This window comes from Actinomadura bangladeshensis (genome assembly GCF_004348335.1).
Lineage (GTDB): Bacteria > Actinomycetota > Actinomycetes > Streptosporangiales > Streptosporangiaceae > Spirillospora > Spirillospora bangladeshensis.
In genome coordinates this window covers 1-16,233 of record NZ_SMJW01000183.1, presented here as the reverse complement: position 1 = coordinate 16,233, position 16,233 = coordinate 1, and the positions used below count along the sequence as shown (strand labels likewise).

General features: G+C 73.3%; 16 protein-coding genes. 8 read left to right on the top strand and 8 right to left on the bottom strand.

What is annotated here, in order from left to right; translation table 11 throughout:
- The 4 genes from E1284_RS28580 to E1284_RS28565 all read right to left on the bottom strand — a co-directional run.
- A partial coding sequence (locus E1284_RS28580; protein WP_131943252.1) for a hypothetical protein occupies positions 1-2,519 on the bottom strand: 2,519 nt, incomplete at its 3' end.
- A gap of 149 nt (positions 2,520-2,668) precedes the next feature.
- Positions 2,669-2,872 (bottom strand): PspC domain-containing protein, encoded by a 204-nt coding sequence (locus E1284_RS28575; RefSeq protein WP_131943251.1) that lies wholly within the window; start codon positions 2,870-2,872, stop codon positions 2,669-2,671.
- A gap of 156 nt (positions 2,873-3,028) precedes the next feature.
- Entirely contained in the window at positions 3,029-3,691 is a 663-nt protein-coding gene (locus E1284_RS28570; RefSeq protein WP_131943250.1) for an HAD family hydrolase, read from the bottom strand.
- Complete coding sequence (locus E1284_RS28565) at positions 3,688-4,338, bottom strand: MBL fold metallo-hydrolase (protein WP_131943249.1); 651 nt, start codon at positions 4,336-4,338, stop codon at positions 3,688-3,690. The genes E1284_RS28570 and E1284_RS28565 overlap by 4 nt, the downstream gene beginning before the upstream one ends.
- A 111-nt stretch (positions 4,339-4,449) precedes the next feature.
- Between E1284_RS28565 and E1284_RS28560 the strand changes: the two genes are divergently transcribed.
- The 3 genes from E1284_RS28560 to E1284_RS28550 are packed head-to-tail and all read left to right on the top strand — an operon-like array spanning position 4,450 to position 6,834.
- Positions 4,450-5,514 (top strand): phosphotransferase family protein, encoded by a 1,065-nt coding sequence (locus tag E1284_RS28560; protein ID WP_131943248.1) that lies wholly within the window; start codon positions 4,450-4,452, stop codon positions 5,512-5,514.
- Positions 5,511-6,611 (top strand): Rv3169 family protein, encoded by a 1,101-nt coding sequence (locus E1284_RS28555; protein WP_207923996.1) that lies wholly within the window; start codon positions 5,511-5,513, stop codon positions 6,609-6,611. The genes E1284_RS28560 and E1284_RS28555 overlap by 4 nt, the downstream gene beginning before the upstream one ends.
- A 22-nt stretch (positions 6,612-6,633) precedes the next feature.
- Positions 6,634-6,834 (top strand): hypothetical protein, encoded by a 201-nt coding sequence (locus E1284_RS28550; protein ID WP_131943247.1) that lies wholly within the window; start codon positions 6,634-6,636, stop codon positions 6,832-6,834.
- A gap of 54 nt (positions 6,835-6,888) precedes the next feature.
- Here E1284_RS28550 and E1284_RS28545 read toward each other — a convergent pair whose 3' ends face one another.
- The 3 genes from E1284_RS28545 to E1284_RS28535 all read right to left on the bottom strand — a co-directional run bounded on the left by E1284_RS28545 (position 6,889) and on the right by E1284_RS28535 (position 9,071).
- On the bottom strand, positions 6,889-7,188 hold the full coding sequence (locus tag E1284_RS28545; RefSeq protein WP_131943246.1) for a Fe-S cluster assembly protein HesB: 300 nt from the start codon (positions 7,186-7,188) through the stop codon (positions 6,889-6,891).
- Positions 7,189-7,334: 146 nt separating this feature from the next.
- A complete protein-coding gene (locus E1284_RS28540) occupies positions 7,335-8,294 on the bottom strand; it encodes an LLM class F420-dependent oxidoreductase (protein ID WP_131943245.1) in 960 nt (319 codons plus the stop codon).
- Positions 8,295-8,303: 9 nt separating this feature from the next.
- Entirely contained in the window at positions 8,304-9,071 is a 768-nt protein-coding gene (locus E1284_RS28535; RefSeq protein WP_131943244.1) for an SDR family oxidoreductase, read from the bottom strand.
- A gap of 187 nt (positions 9,072-9,258) precedes the next feature.
- On the opposite strand from E1284_RS28535, the gene E1284_RS28530 reads away from it, so the two are divergent.
- Both E1284_RS28530 and E1284_RS28525 read left to right on the top strand, forming a co-directional pair.
- On the top strand, positions 9,259-9,708 hold the full coding sequence (locus E1284_RS28530; protein WP_131943243.1) for a Zn-ribbon domain-containing OB-fold protein: 450 nt from the start codon (positions 9,259-9,261) through the stop codon (positions 9,706-9,708).
- Complete coding sequence (locus tag E1284_RS28525) at positions 9,705-10,895, top strand: lipid-transfer protein (RefSeq protein WP_131943242.1); 1,191 nt, start codon at positions 9,705-9,707, stop codon at positions 10,893-10,895. The genes E1284_RS28530 and E1284_RS28525 overlap by 4 nt, the downstream gene beginning before the upstream one ends.
- A gap of 15 nt (positions 10,896-10,910) precedes the next feature.
- Here E1284_RS28525 and E1284_RS28520 read toward each other — a convergent pair whose 3' ends face one another.
- Positions 10,911-12,533, bottom strand: coding sequence for a serine/threonine protein kinase (locus E1284_RS28520; protein ID WP_207923995.1), 1,623 nt, complete (start codon positions 12,531-12,533; stop codon positions 10,911-10,913).
- 406 nt (positions 12,534-12,939) lie between these two features.
- On the opposite strand from E1284_RS28520, the gene E1284_RS28515 reads away from it, so the two are divergent.
- The 3 genes from E1284_RS28515 to E1284_RS28505 all read left to right on the top strand — a co-directional run.
- Entirely contained in the window at positions 12,940-13,563 is a 624-nt protein-coding gene (locus E1284_RS28515; RefSeq protein ID WP_243714799.1) for an ATP-binding cassette domain-containing protein, read from the top strand.
- Positions 13,564-13,579: 16 nt separating this feature from the next.
- Positions 13,580-15,697, top strand: coding sequence for a YhgE/Pip domain-containing protein (locus tag E1284_RS28510; RefSeq protein WP_131943241.1), 2,118 nt, complete (start codon positions 13,580-13,582; stop codon positions 15,695-15,697).
- 3 nt (positions 15,698-15,700) lie between these two features.
- On the top strand, positions 15,701-16,233 hold a 533-nt coding region (locus E1284_RS28505; RefSeq protein ID WP_243714798.1), incomplete at its 3' end, for a TetR/AcrR family transcriptional regulator.

Sequence of the window (16,233 nt, the reverse complement as noted above, 5' to 3'; positions counted from 1 at the left end):
TCCGGGATGCGCCACAGAGGGAGGATCCAGGCGGGGACGTCGGCGAGGGCGACGGCGGCCGTCCACGCGCGGGCGGCGGTGAGGGCGGTGCGGGCCTCGCCGAGTTCCTTCTCGGCGGCGGCGGTCAGCGCGGCGCGGTCGGGCGCGGGCGGGGCGGTGGCGGCGCGGCGGGCCCAGGTCCAGGCGTCGTCCCAGCGGCGGGTGCGGGCGTGCCAGGCCTCGTCGCCGTCGGTGGCGATCATGAGGTTGGCGAGGTCGGGGTGGACGGCGCGGACGCGGGCGAGGAGGTCCGCGCAGCGGACCTGCAGGGAGCGCTCGTGCCGGGCCTCGGCGAGGCCGCCCAGGGCGCGGCCGTAGGCGGCCGCGTCGCGCGCGTCGATGGCGGCCACCGCGGCGGCCAGTTCGGGCGGATCGCCGGGCTCGGCGGGGCCGATCGAGTCGCGGAGCGCGTCGAGGTCGGCGGTGGCGCGGTTGACGCCGAGCCCTTCGAGGGCGGTCCGCAGCGCGGCGGCGTAGGTGTGCCACTGGACGGGGTGGGCGAGGGCGATGCCGAACCCGCCCCGGTCGAGGAGGCGGCGCGTCGAGTCGACGGCCCGCATCGCCTCGCCGATGCGGGCGAGGCGGGCGTGGGCGCGGACGAACCGGGCCACGCGCTCGGCGGGCGGCAGGTCGGCGGGGAAGGAGATCCCGGCGGCCTCCCAGACGTACTGGAGTTCGCGGCAGGTGATCCGCACCATGAGCTCGCTGTGGACGATGTCGAGCAGTTCGGGCGTGGTGGGCGCGGCGCCGTCCACGGTGACGGTGGCGAGGAGGGGTTCGGCCTGGCGCTGGGCGGCGGAGCGGAGCGGGCCGCGTTTCAGCGCGCCGCCGCCCGCCAGGTGCGCGCGGAGGTCCTGCGCGGCGGCGGCGAGGCCGCGCAGGTCGGCCTCGGCGGGCAGGTCGACGCGGTGGGCGCCGAGGTCGGCGAGGGCGCGTTCGGCCCACTGGGCGCGGGACGTCATCTCCGAGACGCGGGCCCAGATGAGCGGGCGGCGTTCGGCGAGCGCGTCGCCGAACGCGCGGACGGCGAGGTCGGCGGGGTTCCAGCCGCCGGGGTGGCCGTCCAGGCCGAGGTCGCGGAGCGCGGCGGCGACGACGGACGCGTCGCCGTCCAGGCGGGCGAGGAGGGTGACGTCGCTGTCGCGCAGCCGCTGGGACAGGTCGGTCTTCGCGCGTTCGGCGCGCTCGGCCGCGGCGACCTCCGCGTCGATCAGGGTGCGGACGTAGGCGGCGCTCGGCAGCGCGCCCGGGTCGACGTCGCGCTGCGCGGTGCGGGCCTTGCGCTCGGGGCTCTCCTCGGCGAGCAGGACGACGAGTTCGGCGGCCTCGCTGCGGGAGATCGGCGGGGTCGGCGGCATGTCCGGCCGGACGGGCATCCACGAGAGGTCGGGGTCCTCGTCCCGGCGGTCGGGCGGCGGTTCGTCCGGCTTGTCGCGGAGTTCGGCGAGCCGGAGGGCGGCGGCCCTCTCCCGTTCGGTCGCCGCGGCCAGGTCGGGCGCGGCCTCCCGGATCGCGTCGGCGACCCGCGCCGCCGTGGCCTGGTCGGTCGCCGTGAGGGCGGCGAGGCCGGGCGGGAGGGCGGCGCGCAGCGCGGCGGAGGCGGCCGGCCCGGACGTGGCAACGAGCACCCGGTGCCCGCGTGCGAGCAGCCCGGCGAGCAGGTCGGGGACCGTCTCCGGCGTCCGCTCCGGGATGTGCATGACCTGCGGCTTCTGCGACGCGGACACCAGGCGCGCCATCCCGTCCGGGACGCCGCGCGGCAGCAGGCTGAGCAGCCGGGCGTGGTGGTCGGCGACGGCGGCGCGGCCCGGCGGCCGGACGACCAGGGCGGGCGCCAGCCGCATGCGGGGCGCGGGCGTGCCGGTGTCGGTGTCGGGCGTCCAGTCCTCGCGGTAGTCGGCCGGGGTGGTGAGCGCCACCTGGCACCATTTCCGGAGGACGTCCCCGACCGAGGCGTTCAGCCCGAAACCCTGCCCGGACTGGACGGCGTCCGCGATCCAGCCCGCGGGACGGAAACCGGGATGCCCGGAGAGCAGGTCCCGGTCGCGCAGGACGGTGTGCCCGGCGAGGACGACGTCGATGCGCTCGGACCGCTCGTCCACCGCGATCCGGACGGGCGTGCTCAGCAGGTGGTCGTGGACGGCCGGGCGCCACGACAGCAGGCCGGTCGCCAGCACGACCTCCTCGTCGGCCAGCTCCCGCAGGAGGCGGTACCAGTTGCGGAGCGCGAGCCAGCCGTCGAACTCCTCCAGCACGACGGGCGGCGTGAGCGGGATGACCGGGACGCTGAACAGGACGTCGCCGGGCCCGGCGTCCGCCTCCACGTAGACGTCGCCGGGCAGGCCCGCCAGCCAGTGGACGTGGTCGTGGTCGGCGAGGTCGCGCGACGGGCGGCGCCGGGCCCGCGCGAGGTCGCGCAGGAAGCCGAGCAGCCGGGCGGCGTACTCGGCCTCGCGCGCGGCGGCTCCGCCCTCAGGCACCACGGCTCCTTCCCTTCCCATGGCGGGACGGACCCGGTCATCCCCGGCGGTCCCCGCATCGGCGACCGGACGGCGGAAAAGGTCCGATGGTGGTGCCCCGATCTAACACCCACAGGCGGGCCCGGTCGAGCACTATCGATGATCTTGGACTAGCGGGCGCCCGCCATGTGCCGGTCCTCGTCCGGCATCATCACCCACAGCACCAGGTAGACGACGAACTGCGGTCCGGGCAGCAGGCACGACAGCACGAAGAGCAGGCGGACCATCCCGGGGGTCATGCCGAACCGGCGCGCGAGGCCGGCGCAGACACCCGCGATCATTCGGTTGTCGCGCGGACGGTAAAGGCCGTTCATGGTTCTTCTCTCCCCGATTCGTCGAGCGGTGAACACGGCCGCGGATTTCCGCCGCCGTGTTCCCCACGCTACGAACTGGACAGGGGGCTCCACATCGGCCGCTGGGCCCGTTCCCGGGCCATACCTCGGGATTAGGGGGCGTCCCCTAAGGGGCGTCTAGGGGGCGTTGTACTCGGCCACCAGCTTCGGCAGGCCGACGAGGTCGTCCAGGACGAACAGGCATTGGCGGAGCGCGTCGTCGTCCTCCTGGATGTGCCCCCACGGGCCGCGTCGCAGGAACGCCGCGCGCATCCCGAACTCCAGGGCGGGACGGACGTCGTTGTCGATCCGGTCCCCCACGTACAGGACGCGGTCCGGCAGGACGTCCGCGAGCTGGGCGCAGCGCTCGAAGAACTCGTGGGACGGCTTGCTGACGCCCCACACGGCCGAGATGCCGACGACCTCCGCGTCCAGGCCGAGCGCCGCCATCTGCGCGGCGGCCTCGACCGGCTGGTTGCCCGCGATCCCGACGTAGAGGCCCTGGTCGCGCAGGCCGGACAGGCAGGCCCGCGCGTCCGGGTACAGGTCGTCGGGCCCGAACCCGTTCGGGACGCCCGCCTCGGCGCGGAGCCGCTCCTCCTCCGCGAGGTCGAAACCGGGCCGGAAGTACTCCAGCAGGTCCATGTGGCTGCCGCCGAGCGCGAGCACCGCGCCCAGCTTGGTCAGGAAGGTGTGCCTCGGCACGCCGAACCAGTCGGCCCAGCGCCCGTAGATCTCCCCCTCGTTGACGAGGGTCTCGCCGATGTCGAAGAACACCGCCTGGATGGGGCGCAGGTTCACTTGGCGCCCAGGTCCACCGAGGTGCCGGGGGCGAGGCGGCGGAACTCCTTGCCGAGTTCTTCGCCCGCCTTGGCGACGTGGTTCTGCATCACCGTGAGGCCGATGTCGTTCAGCAGACCGTCGTGGATGACGAAGGCCCGCTCGGGACGGACCTCGCGCGTGTAGGCGTACAACTCCGGAATCTTCATCCACGGCGCATTGCCCGGCAGGCACAGGGTCGGCACCGGCTCAGACGGGACGGTCAGCGCGTCGCCCGGGTGGAACACCTCCCCGTTCACAAGGAAACCGACGTTCGGGATCGGCGGCACGTCCGGGTGGAGGATCTCGTGCTCCTCCCCGTAGACATGGACGTCGAACCCGGCGACCGTCACGGCGTCCCCGTGGCCGACCTGGTGGACGCGCCCGCCGAGGTCGGCGAGGTTCTCCGCGACGACGCGGGACGTCCAGACCTCCAGTGCGGGGCGCGCGGCCATCGCGGCGCGCAGCGCGTCCGGGTCGAAGTGGTCGAAGTGCTCATGGGTGATCAGGACGGCGTCGGCGGCGGCCAGCGCGCCGGACGCCTCGCTGAAGGAACCGGGGTCGATGACGATCGTGCGGTCGTCCTCGGTGATCTGGACGCAGGCATGTCCGAACTTCGTTAGGCGCATCCGGCCATGCTTTCACGACCGGAATGCGGGCCCCATTGACCGGCCCCCGGGTCGTTGATAGAACACGTTCTACTTTGACCCGGCGCAGGAGTCCGGCGCAAGGAGGCGGCGATGCCCGTTCCCGACCAACGCGATCCCGAGATCACCCGACGCGCGCTGGCGGACTGGCTCGGCGGGCATCTGCCCGGCGTCCGGATCCCCCACGTGGACACCCCGCAGACCAGCGGCTTCTCCAATGAGACCCTCATGTTCGAGGCCGAGTGGAGCGAGGGCGGCGAGGCCGGGCGGGAGTCGTTCGTCGCGCGGGTCGCGCCCACCGCGTACCAGGTCTTCCCCGAGCCGCGCTTCGCCGACGAGTACCGGCTGATGCGCATCCTGGACGAGCGCACGTCCGTCCCCGTGCCGCCGATCCGCTGGTACGAGCCGTCCGCGGACGTGCTCGGCGCCCCGTTCTTCGTGATGGGACGGGTCGACGGCCGCGTCCCGACCGACATGCCCCCGTACCACACCGGCGGCTGGGTGACCGAGATCGAGCCCGCCGAGCGCGCCGCGATGTGGTGGTCCACGCTGGAGATCATGGCGGACCTGCACCGGCTGGACGTCCGCGGCCTCGACCTCGGCTTCCTCGACCAGCCGGCCTGGGGCGCGCCCGGCCTCGACCAGCGGCTCGCCTACTACGAGCACTACCTGCACTGGGCCTACAAGGGCCCGCAGGAGACGGCGCTCAGGGCGCTGGAGTGGCTGAAGGCCAACCGCCCGGACGAGCCGGACGAACCGGTCGCACTGTGGGGCGACGCCCGCATCGGCAACGTGATCTTCCAGGCCGGCGTGCCGGCGGCCGTCCTGGACTGGGAGACCGCGGTGCTCGGCGCCCCCGAGGAGGACCTCGCCTGGTTCATGTTCCTCGACCGGCACCACAGCGACGGCATGGGCGCGCCCCGGCTGGACGGCTTCCCGTCCCATGCCGAGACCGTCGCCCGGTACGAGGAGCTGCTCGGCCGCCCGATGCGGCACCTGGCGTACTACGAGGTCCTGTCCGGCTTCAAGTTCTCGGTGATCATGGCGCGGATCGGCCAGGCGATGATCGACTTCGGCTGGATCGACGAGACCTCCGACTTCCCCTACAACAACAACTGCACGCAGTTGCTCGCGCGCATCCTCGGAGGTGACCAGTGACGCTGTCGCCGCTCGACGACTACCCGATCCACCAGGCGCCCGAGGTGATGCGGCACGTCACGACGTCCGACCGCAACTTCTACGACCGGTACTACTTCAACGTGCACCCCTGCTCCGACGAGATGATGCTCCTCATCGGGATCGGGCAGTACCCGAACCTCGGGGTGATGGACGCGTTCGCGGTCGTGCGGCGCGGCCACGCGCACAAGGTCGTCCGGGCGTCCCGCGAGCTGGGGAACGACCGCATGGACACCACGGTCGGCCCGTTCCGCGTCGAGGTCATCGAGGGGCTGAAGCGGCTCAGGGTCGTCCTGGACGACAACGAGCACGGCCTGGCCTTCGACCTCATGTGGGAAGGGACGATCCCCGCCACGCTGGAGCCTCCGCACTACCTGCGCTGGCAGGAGCGCGTCGTCTTCGACTCTCGGCGCCTGGCCCAGACCGGCCGCTGGACGGGCACCATCACGGTGGACGGCGAGACCATCGAGGCCACGCCCGACCACTGGTGGGGCTCGCGCGACCGGTCGTGGGGCATCCGTCCCGTGGGCGAGCCCGAGCCGCCGGGCATCCAGGTCAAGAACGCGGGCACCTTCTACTGGCTCTACACGCCGATCCAGTTCGAGGACCACTCGATCCTGTGCATCGTGCAGGAGGACGAGAAGGGCCGCCGCGTCCTGGAAGAGGCCACCCGCGTCTGGCCCGACCGTGAGGACGAGTACCTGGGACGTCCCGAATACCGTCCCGTATACGCCGAGGGCACCCGCGACGTCGTCACCGCCACGCTGCGGTTCTCACCGCCCGGCGGGGAGCCGTTCGAGGTGAAGGCGACGCCGATCCTGCCCGTCCACCTGATGGTCGGCACCGGATACGGGCTGGAGCCCGACTGGAAGCACGGCATGTACCAGGGGCCGGACCTCAAGGTCCAGGGCGTCGCCTACGACACCCGCAAACCGGACGACGCCGCCCGCATGTGGGGCATGGTGGACGCCGTCGGCCGGTACGAGTACCTGGACGGGGCGCAGCCCACCGGCGCCGTCACCGGCTACGGCCTCTACGAGTACTGGGCCCTCGGCCCGCATCCGTCCTTCGATGAGTGAGGAATCTGCGAGACTGGCGATCGTGACGACCCCGCCTTCGCCCGACCCCCCGGACGCGGGACGGCCGTCCCGGGAAGAACTGGACGGGCAGGTGCGCGAACGGTACGGCACGTGGCGCGACCAGCCGCGCGGTCTGGCCTGCGCGGTGATCGCGGCCTTCATGGTCCTCACCACGGCGGCGTTCGTGTTCGCCGTGGTCGCCGTCGTCGCGGCGATGAGTTGACGGCACGAGACCCGGGGCTCCCGCGATCGGAGGCCCCGGGTCTCGCCGCACACGTCAGGTAGGGGTCCCCCCGGTGCCCTCCGCGATGGTGAACGCGACGTCCCCCTGCGGGTCGACCTGCGCGTCGAGCATCTTGTCGTCCAGCATCTCGGCGACGGTGGGCTCCAGGTACACCTTCGCGCCCTCCTCCTCGACGACCTGGTCGCCGGCCTCGGGCGCGGGGGCGACCGAGAGCCGCAGGGCGTCCGAGCCGTCGAGCCCGGACTCGATGCGGATACCGGTCTCCGGCGGAAGCTCCGGGTTGGCGGTCACGGTACGGATGACCTGGACGGCACCGCTGGTCAGCGTGAGCACGATCAGCTCCTCACGTCTCTGTCGTTCTCGTGTCGGATCTGCCCCACCCTCCCCGATCGCCACGGCGGCAAACATCCGCGGCACATCCGCGGCGAACCTCCGCGGCGAACATCGGCGGGCGTCCGGACCGCGACCGGCCGCCCGGGTCAGCCGGCGTTCGGGGCGAGCGCCCGCACCGCCTCGGCCTGGGAGAGGCCGCCGCCGGGGACGACCGCGAGGACCGGCGTGGTCAGGCCGTTGTCCACGTACTCGCGGATCCTGGCCCGGCACGCCTCCGGCGACCCGTGCACGATCAGGTCGTCGACGACCTCGTCCGGGATGACCTCCAGGGCCTTCTTCCGGTCGCCGGCCGCCCACGCCTCGTTCATCGGGGCCAGCGCCTCGCCGCGGCCGAGCCACTCGTGGAACGCCTTGTAGACGGGGACCGTCATGTACGCGGCGATCATCCAGCGGCCGATCGCGCGGGCCTCCTCGGCGTCGCCGGTCGGGCACACGAACAGCCGCGCGATCAGCTCCGGCTCCTCGCCCAGCTCGCCGCGGACCGTCCGGACGTCCTTCGGCGCCAGCCAGTTGGTGATCGCGCCGTCGGCCTCCCGCGCGGCGAGCCGCAGCATGCCGGGACGCAGCGCCGCGAGGACGATCGGCGGCGCCGTCTCCGGCACGTTGTCCAGCTTGAAGCCCTTGACGGCGAAGGTGTCGTACTCCTCCTTCACCTTCTCCCCGGCGAGCGCCTTGCGCAGGAAGCGCAGCGTGTCGCGGACCCGCTTGTACGGCTCGTCGAACGGAATGCCGTTCCAGCGCTGCACGATCGTGTCGGACGAGGTGCCGATGCCGAGCACGAACCGTCCGGGCGCGAGGCCCGCGAGGGTGGCGGCGTGCTGGGCCAGCAGCGCCGGGCCGCGCGTGTAGACCGGGACGATCGCGGGCCCGAGGCGCAGCTCGGGGCCCCACTGGGAGGCGAGCGCCAGCGGGGTGAACGCGTCCGTCCCGTTCGTCTCGGCGGACCAGGCGTCGGTGTAGCCGAGCCCGGACAGCTCCGCCACGATCTCGCGGTGCTCGGCCAGCGGAAGCCCGGTCAGCGGAATGGTCAGTCCCCAGCGTGACATGCGCGCCTCCTAGGCGATCGACGGGCGGATGGTGGAGCCGCCGTCCACGACGAGGGTCTGCCCGGTCATCCAGGACGAGAGGTCGCCCGCGAGGAACACGGCCGCGTTCGCGATGTCCTCGGGCTCGCCGAGGCGGGCGAGCGGCATGTACTTGCTGATCTCGGCCTCCTTGCCCTCCCACAGCGCGCGGGCGAGGTGGGTCTTGACCAGGCCGGGCGCGATGCAGTTCACCCGCACCTTGGGTGCGAGCTCCATCGCGAACTGCCGGCTGAGGTGGATGACCGCGGCCTTGGTGACGTTGTAGTAGCCGATGCCGTGCTCGGTGACCATGCCGCCGATGGAGGCGATGTTGATGATGGAGCCGCCGCGCTCGGCCATGCCCGCCTTCAGCGCGAGCTGCGTCCACTGCACGATCGGGAACTGGTTGATCTCGACGGTCTTCGCCGCGGCGGCGGGCTCGATGTCGGCCATCGGCCCGAAGTAGGGGTTCGTGCCGGCGTTGTTGACCAGGATGTCGACGCCGCCGAACTCCCGCACGGCCGCGTCCACGCACGCGGCCGCCTCGTCGGCGTGCGCGACGTGCGCCGCCTTGGCGAGGACGCCCACCTTCGGGCTCGCCGCGCCGATCTCCTTGGCGACCTCGTCGAGCGCCTCCTGTTTGCGGGACGAGAGCACCACGTTGGCGCCCTCGGCGGCGAACGCGGCCGCGATCGCCTTCCCGATGCCCCGGGACGCCCCGGTGATCAGGGCCGTCCTTCCCTCAAGACCTGTCCGCATCCGCGCGCTCCCTACTCGCTCGCACCCTGTGGGCGGCTATGGGCAGAATCCGACTCGGTTCACTGTAGCGAAGTGACTGACGAGTCAGTTAGCTGGCTCCCAGGGTTCTGTCCCGCTCACCGGACGGCGTTCTTTCTAACGATCGTTTGGTTGTTACGCTGCGCCGGATGACACGAGGAGGGGCCGCGTGACCACGACCAAGGAGCGCCGTCCGGCCGTCGAGGGCTGGTACACCACCGCGGACGGCGACGTCCGCCTGCTCGGTACCCGCTGCTCGTCGTGCGGAACGCCGTACTTCCCGCGCAACGAGCTGGCGTGCCGCAACCCCGGCTGCACCGGGCCGAAGGACGGCTCGGAGCTGGAGCCGTACGCGCTGTCGCCGCGCGGGCGCGTGTGGTCGTACGCCGACTCGCGGTACAAGCCGCCGCCCCCGTACGTCTCCCCCGACCCGTTCGTCCCCTACACGGTCGCCGCCGTCGAACTCGAGGCCGAGCGCATGGTCGTCCTCGGCCAGGTCGTCCCCGGCGTCACCGTCGACGACCTCGAGGTCGGCATGGAGGTCGAGCTGACCGAAGGCGCCCTCTACGAGGACGACGAAGCCGAGTACACGGTGTGGATGTGGAGGCCCGTCAAATGAGTCGCGACATCGCCGTCCTCGGTGCGGGCATGCACCCGTGGGGCAAGTGGGGCCGCAACTTCGTCGAGTACGGGCTCGCGGCGGCGCGGGCCGCCCTCGCCGACGCCGGGCTCTCGTGGACCGACGTCCAGTACGTGTCGGGCGCCGACACCATCCGGAACGGGTACCCGGGGTTCATCGCCGGCGCCACGTTCGCGCAGGCGCTCGGCTGGTCGGGCGCGCGGGTGTCGAGCTGCTACGCGGCGTGCGCCTCCGGGGCGCAGGCCATCAACACGGCGCGCGCGCAGATCCTCGCGGGCCTGTGCGACGTCGCGCTGGTCGTCGGCGCCGACGCCGCGCCGAAGGGCTTCTTCAAGCCGGTCGGCGGCGACCGCCCCGACGACCCCGACTGGCTCCGCTTCCGCCTGCTCGGTGCGACGAACCCCATCTACTTCGCCCTCTACGCGCGCCGCCGGATGGCCCTGTACGGCGCGACGCTGGACGACTTCGCCGCCGTCAAGGTGAAGAACGCGCGGCACGGCCTCTCCAACCCGAACGCCCGGTACCGCAAGGAGGTGACGGCGGAGGACGTCCGCGAGTCCGCCGTCGTCGCCGACCCGCTCCGCCTCCTGGACATCTGCGCGACCAGCGACGGCGGCGCCGCGCTCGTCCTCACCTCCATGGAGTTCGCGCGGCGGCACGGCGTCACCGACCCGGTGCGCATCCCGGCGATCTCGACGGTCACGCCGACCTTCCCCAAGACCGTCCTCGACCTGCCCGACTTCGCGACGGACTCGGCCATGACGGCCGCCGTCCCCGAGCGCCCGTTCCGCTCCGCGATCGCGCACGCCGCCTACGAGGAGGCCGGCCTCGGCCCCGAGGACCTGTCGCTCGCCGAGGTCTACGACCTCTCCACCGCCCTCGAACTCGACTGGTACGAGGACATCGGCCTGTGCGAGCAGGGCGGCGCGGAGGAACTGCTGCGCTCGGGCGCGACGGCGCTCGGCGGCCGCATCCCGGTCAACCCGAGCGGCGGCCTCGCCTCCTTCGGCGAGGCGATCCCGGCCCAGGCGATCGCACAGGTCTGCGAGCTGACCTGGCAACTGCGCGGACAGGCCGAGGGCCGCCAGGTCGAGAACGCCCGCGCCGGCATCGCCGTGAACCAGGGCCTCTTCGGCCACGGCTCGGCGGTCATCACCGTCCGGTGACCCCGCACGCACCGCTCAGGCGACCGTGAAGCCGTCACAGCCGAGGTAGTAGGCGTCGCCATTGGGGCGGACGTGGAGCCAGACGATCGTCCAGACGCCCTTGCCGACGTTCACGGGCCCCGTCCCGCCCGTCTTGCTCTCGCGGAAATCGTCCGGGTAGGTGAGGTCCAGGCCGTGGTCGCCCGCCTCGCCGGCCGGGTACAGATGCGGCTTGCTGAGGACCCATCCGGGTCCCGCACTGCCCCAGGGCCCCGGCTGGCGGACCTGGGCGGCCAGGTAGTAGTCGGACGGCCGCTCGTACTTGAAGCGCATGCCGAACTTCACGGACGCCCCCCTGTACGGGTTGCGCGGCGCCGAGACCTGCAGCCCGCTCGCCATGCGCTCGTCCTCGGGCTCGACGCGGAGCGCGGGCAGGCACGTGAAGTCCTTCTGGGAGAACTTCAGCTTCCCGAAGTCCGCGGTGGGCTGCTTCACCAGGATGTCGTCCGGCGGACGGCCGCCGGGCCCGGGAGTCCGCTCGGCCTGCGTGCCGCCCGCTGCCGTGGACGAGCCGCCGTCCGCCTCCTGGGCCGTACCGGTGTTCCCGGTCTGCGCCCCGTTCGGCCTGTCGCCCTCGTCGTCGTTGATGGCGAGGCGGACGACGACGGCGATCGCGAGGACGACCACGGCGACCCCGGCGGACGCCGCGATGACGGCGGCGCGGGAGCGCGGCCCGCCGCCCGGCCCGGTCCGCGTGTGGTCCGGCGGGACGAGCCCGGTCGCGACCGCGTCCGCGACATCGGTGGGCACCTGCCGCGGGGCGCCGACCCGTCGCCGGTACTCGGGGTCGTCGGCCAGGGAGACGGGGTCCGCGGCGAGTTCGAGCAGCCGCTCCAGGGTGGGCCGGTCCTCCGGTTCCTTCGCGGCGCACTGCCGGACGAGGTCGGCGAGGCGCGGGTCGACGCCGTCCAGGTCGATCTCGCCGCTCAGGGTGCGGTGGATGACGGCCTCGATGCGGCCGCCGCCGAACGGCGGGCGTCCCGTGGCGGCGTAGGCGATCGTGCCCGCGAGCGAGAACACGTCCGAGGCGGGGACGGGCTGCTGCTCGCGCACGACCTCGGGTGCGACGTAGCCGGGGGTGCCGTTCCACGCGCCGGTCTGGGTGATCTGCGTCTGGCCCTCGCCGCGCGCGATGCCGAAGTCGATCAGCCGCGGCCCGTCCGGGGCGAGGATCACGTTGCCCGGCTTGAGGTCGCGGTGCTGGACGCCCTGCCCGTGGATCTCCAGCAGCCCGCGGGCGAGCGCGGCCAGCAGCCGGACGCAGGCGTCCGGCGGAACCGGCCCGTGCTGCGCGACGGCCTGCCGGAGCGTCGGGCCGGGAACGTACTCGGTGGCCAGCCAGTACGGCGGCGCGTCGAGCCCGGCGCCGACCAGCGCGGCGGCGCACCGGCTGCGCACCCGCCCGACGGTCGCGACCTCGCGGCGGAACCGGGCGAGCGCGTCCGGCCCCTCGAAGCCCTCCCGGATGACCTTAACGGCGATGTGCCGCCCGGCGCCGGTCAGCCCCAGGTAGACCTGCCCCATGCCGCCCGCGCCGAGCCGGCCCAGCAGCGGGTAGCCGCCGATCTCGGCGGGGTCCCCCGGACGGAGTGGTTCCACGGTCGACCGGCCCCTCGTCGTCGCCAATACCGAGAAAAGATCATATGGGCGGCGGCGCGGCCCCAGACGATCGGTCTCGCAGATCGGACGGTGCGTCCAATAGCGCGCTCTCGGCTCCGGCGATGTGATGCAACTCACCCTGCCCTGCCCGTGTGACCTGGGGTTGAGCGGTCACGTGTCAGATGTCACCGTCTCGGTGGATTCGCGAGGTTCCGGGCAGAGTTAGGTTTGCACTGACCAGTCAGTTCAAATTTCCTCTCGGAGGCTCGTGATGGCGACCGAGCACCAGACTCCGGGGACGGCTGCCGCGGCCGGGGGGACCGCCGGCGCCGTCTCCGGACCCGCCCCGCACGGCTCCGGGACTGGCGGGGGCCGTCCCGGAGCCGGGCCCTCCCCTGCGCTCGCCGTGCGAGCGCGGGGCCTCGGGGTGCGCGGCGCCCGGGGCTGGGTGTTCCGGGACGTCGGGCTGGACGTCCCGGCCGGGGCCCTGGCCGCGGTGAGCGGCATCGCCGGGACGGGCCGCACGGCACTGCTCCTCACGCTCGCCGGACGCATGAAGCCAGCAGAGGGCACGGTCGCCGTGGGCGGGCTCACCAGGCCCGGCGACGTCCAGCGGGTGGCGGCGCTCGGGATCGTGCCGGGCGTGACCGAACTCGATCCGGCGCTGACCGTCCGCGAGCACCTGAACGAGGCGCTGGCTCTGCGCGAGGGCGTCTTCGGCCGGTTCCGGGGACGGGAGGCCCGCAGGCGGCGGGCCCTCGAACGGGTCGGCCTGGACGTCGACCAGCGGACGCTCGCCAACGAACTCGCACCGGACGAGGCGCACCTGCTCGGCGCCGCGCTGGCGCTCGTCGGCGACCCCGGGCTGCTCCTGCTCGACGACGTCGACGAGGGGCTGCCCGCCGACCGGCAGCGGGAGCTGTGGCGGCGGCTCGCCGCGATCGCGGCGGGCGGCGTCACCATCGCCGCCGCCTGCCATGACCCCGCGCCCGCCGATGGCCTGGCCACGCACGGCCTCTCCCTGGGCTAGCTAGGAGATCCCCCCGATGAGACTTCCCGCGCTGACGTCCGGCGGCCTGGAACTGCGCCGTTTCCAGCGCAACCGGCTGACCCGCATCGCCCTCGCCGGGCTCGTGCTCCTGCCACTGCTCTACGCGGGTCTCTATCTGTGGTCGTTCTGGGACCCCTACGCGCGGCTCCAGCATGTGCCGGTCGCGCTGGTCGTCCAGGACCGGCCCGCCAGGGCTGACGGCAGGACCGTCCATGCGGGGGCCGATCTCGCGGACGAGCTGAAGCAGCGCAAGATCTTCGACTGGCGAACCGTGTCGGCGGAGGATGCCGAGAAGGGCGTGCGGTCGGGGAAGTACTACATGTCGCTGACGATCCCGTCCGACTTCAGCGCCCGGATCGCCTCGCCGTCCAAGGACGGCATTCCCACGGCCGCCGGGCTGCGGCTCCAGATGAACGACACGAACAACTACGTCATGGGGACGCTCGCGCAATCCGCGTTCAAGGAGATCAGCGCCGCCGCCGGAAGCGAGGCCGTGCGCGGCTACTTCGACCAGATCTTCCTCTCGTTCGGCGAACTGCACGGAGAGCTGGGCGAGGCCGCCGGCGGCGCCGGCAGGCTCGCCGAGGGCTCCGGGCAGGCGCAGGACGGAGCAGGGAGGCTCGCCGAAGGCGCGGGCGAGGCCGAGGCGGGTGCGGGACGGCTCAAGGGCGGCATCGACGAGGCCCGGTCGGGCAGCGGCGAGCTGACGTCCGGGCTCGGCGAGCTGCACGACGGGACCGCCCAGGTCGCGGCCGGCATGCGGAGGCTCACCGCGACCGTCGACCGGGCGAGCGGCACGCTCGTCCCGCTGCTGCGCGAGAACGCCCCCGAGATCCGGCGGGCGGCGCTCGCCGTCGCGCAGGGCGCCGACGCACTCGCGGACGGGGCCGGGCGACTGCCCGCGCGGACCGGCGCCGCCGTCGAGCAGGCGGAGAAGGCGCAGGCGGAGCTGGAGACGCATCTCGCCGCGCATCCGGAGATCCCCGCGAACGTCCGGCAGGACCTCACCCGGGCCGCCGCGCAGGTCGTCGCCGCGGCGAAGGACGTGGACGGGTACGTCCGCGAGCACGCCGGCGACCTGCGCAAGGTCGCCGCCGACGCGCGGGCGGTGGAGAAGGCCGCCCGCAAGCTCGCCGAGGACGCGCCCACCCTGGCCGCCAAGGTCGACAAGGCCCGCCGGGACGTCGACCGCCTCAATGCCGGAACCCAGCAGGTCAACACCGGCGCAGGGAGGCTCCTCGCCGGATCGTCCCGGCTCACGGGCGGGCTCGGCGCGCTGTCGGACGGCGCCGGCGAGCTGCGCGGCGGACTCGGCCGGCTGTCCGGCGGCGCGGTGACGCTGGAGACGGCGCTCGCGCAGATCTCCGACGGCAGCGGCAGGCTCGCGGCGGGGCTGGACGAGGGCGTCCGGCAGATCCCTGACTACGGCGATAACGAGCGCGCCGCGCGGGACGACATGATGAGCGACCCGGTGCGGCTGGCCAGCGCGACCGACAACAAGGTGCCGAACTACGGGACGGGTTTCGCGCCGTTCTTCGTCCCGCTGTCGCTGTGGGTCGGCGGCATGATCATCTACATGCTGCTGCGGCCGCTGAACCCGCGCGCGATGGCGGGCACCGCGCCCGGACGCCGCGTCGCACTCGCCGGCTGGCTGCCCGCCGCGCTGATCGGGGCGGCGCAGGCGTGCGTCGTCCTGGCGGTGCTGCATCTGGCGCTGGGGCTGCGGGCCGCGCACTGGCCGGGGCTCGTCGCGTTCCTCGCGCTCGCGTCCGCCGCGTTCCTCGCCGTGATCCAGTGGGTGAACGCCCGGTTCGGCCCGATCGGCCGGATCCTCGCACTGGCGCTGCTGATGCTCCAGCTGACATCGGCGGCGGGCACCTACCCGATCGAGACGAGCCCCCGCTTCTTCCAGGTCATCCGGCCGTACCTGCCGATGTCGTGGGTGGTGGACGGCGTTCGGCCGCTGATCGGCGGCGGCTCGCTGACGCCGGTATGGCAGGGTTGTGCGGTGCTGGTCGCCTTCCTGGCCGGCGGGCTCGCGCTCACCGCCCTGGCCGTCCGGCACAACCGGGTGTGGACCCTGAAGCGCCTCCACCCGGCGCTGAAACTGTAGGAGGTGGCGGACGTGGCGCGCAGCGCGACGCGGGAGAAGCTGTTCGCCTCGGCGATCGAGCTGATCGCCGAGAGCGGCCTCGCCGCGACCACCGTCGACCAGATCGCCGAACGGGCCGGGGTCGCCAAGGGCACCGTCTACTACAACTTCGGCAGCAAGGCCGCCCTGTTCTCGGCGCTGCTGGAGTACGGCGTCGAACGCCTCGCGACCGCGCTGCGCGACGCGGCGTCCGGCAAGGCCCCGCTGGACGCCCTGGAGGCGGTCGTCGCCGCCGAACTCGCCTACATCGGCGAGCACGAGCCGTTCGCGCGCGTGCTCATCGCGGAGACATGGCGGGCGGGCGGCGACTGGCAGCACGCGGCCCGGCTGATCCGCGAGCGCGCCATCGAGGTCGTCGCCGACGTCCTGCGCGACGCCGTCGCCGCCGGCGACCTGCGCCGCGACCTCGACACGGGCACCGCCGCGTCCGCCGTCTTCGGGATGGTCCTGACCGTGGCCCTGGACTGGCGGGCCCTCCAGCCCGCCCGCCCCCTGAC

Coding starts and splice junctions, on each gene's coding strand:
- E1284_RS28575 (WP_131943251.1), bottom strand. CDS start 2,872: ATGAACGGCCTTTACCGTCCGCGCGACAACCGAATGATCGCGGGTGTC.
- E1284_RS28565 (WP_131943249.1), bottom strand. CDS start 4,338: ATGCGCCTAACGAAGTTCGGACATGCCTGCGTCCAGATCACCGAGGAC.
- E1284_RS28560 (WP_131943248.1), top strand. CDS start 4,450: ATGCCCGTTCCCGACCAACGCGATCCCGAGATCACCCGACGCGCGCTG.
- E1284_RS28540 (WP_131943245.1), bottom strand. CDS start 8,294: ATGTCACGCTGGGGACTGACCATTCCGCTGACCGGGCTTCCGCTGGCC.
- E1284_RS28535 (WP_131943244.1), bottom strand. CDS start 9,071: ATGCGGACAGGTCTTGAGGGAAGGACGGCCCTGATCACCGGGGCGTCC.
- E1284_RS28525 (WP_131943242.1), top strand. CDS start 9,705: ATGAGTCGCGACATCGCCGTCCTCGGTGCGGGCATGCACCCGTGGGGC.
- E1284_RS28510 (WP_131943241.1), top strand. CDS start 13,580: ATGAGACTTCCCGCGCTGACGTCCGGCGGCCTGGAACTGCGCCGTTTC.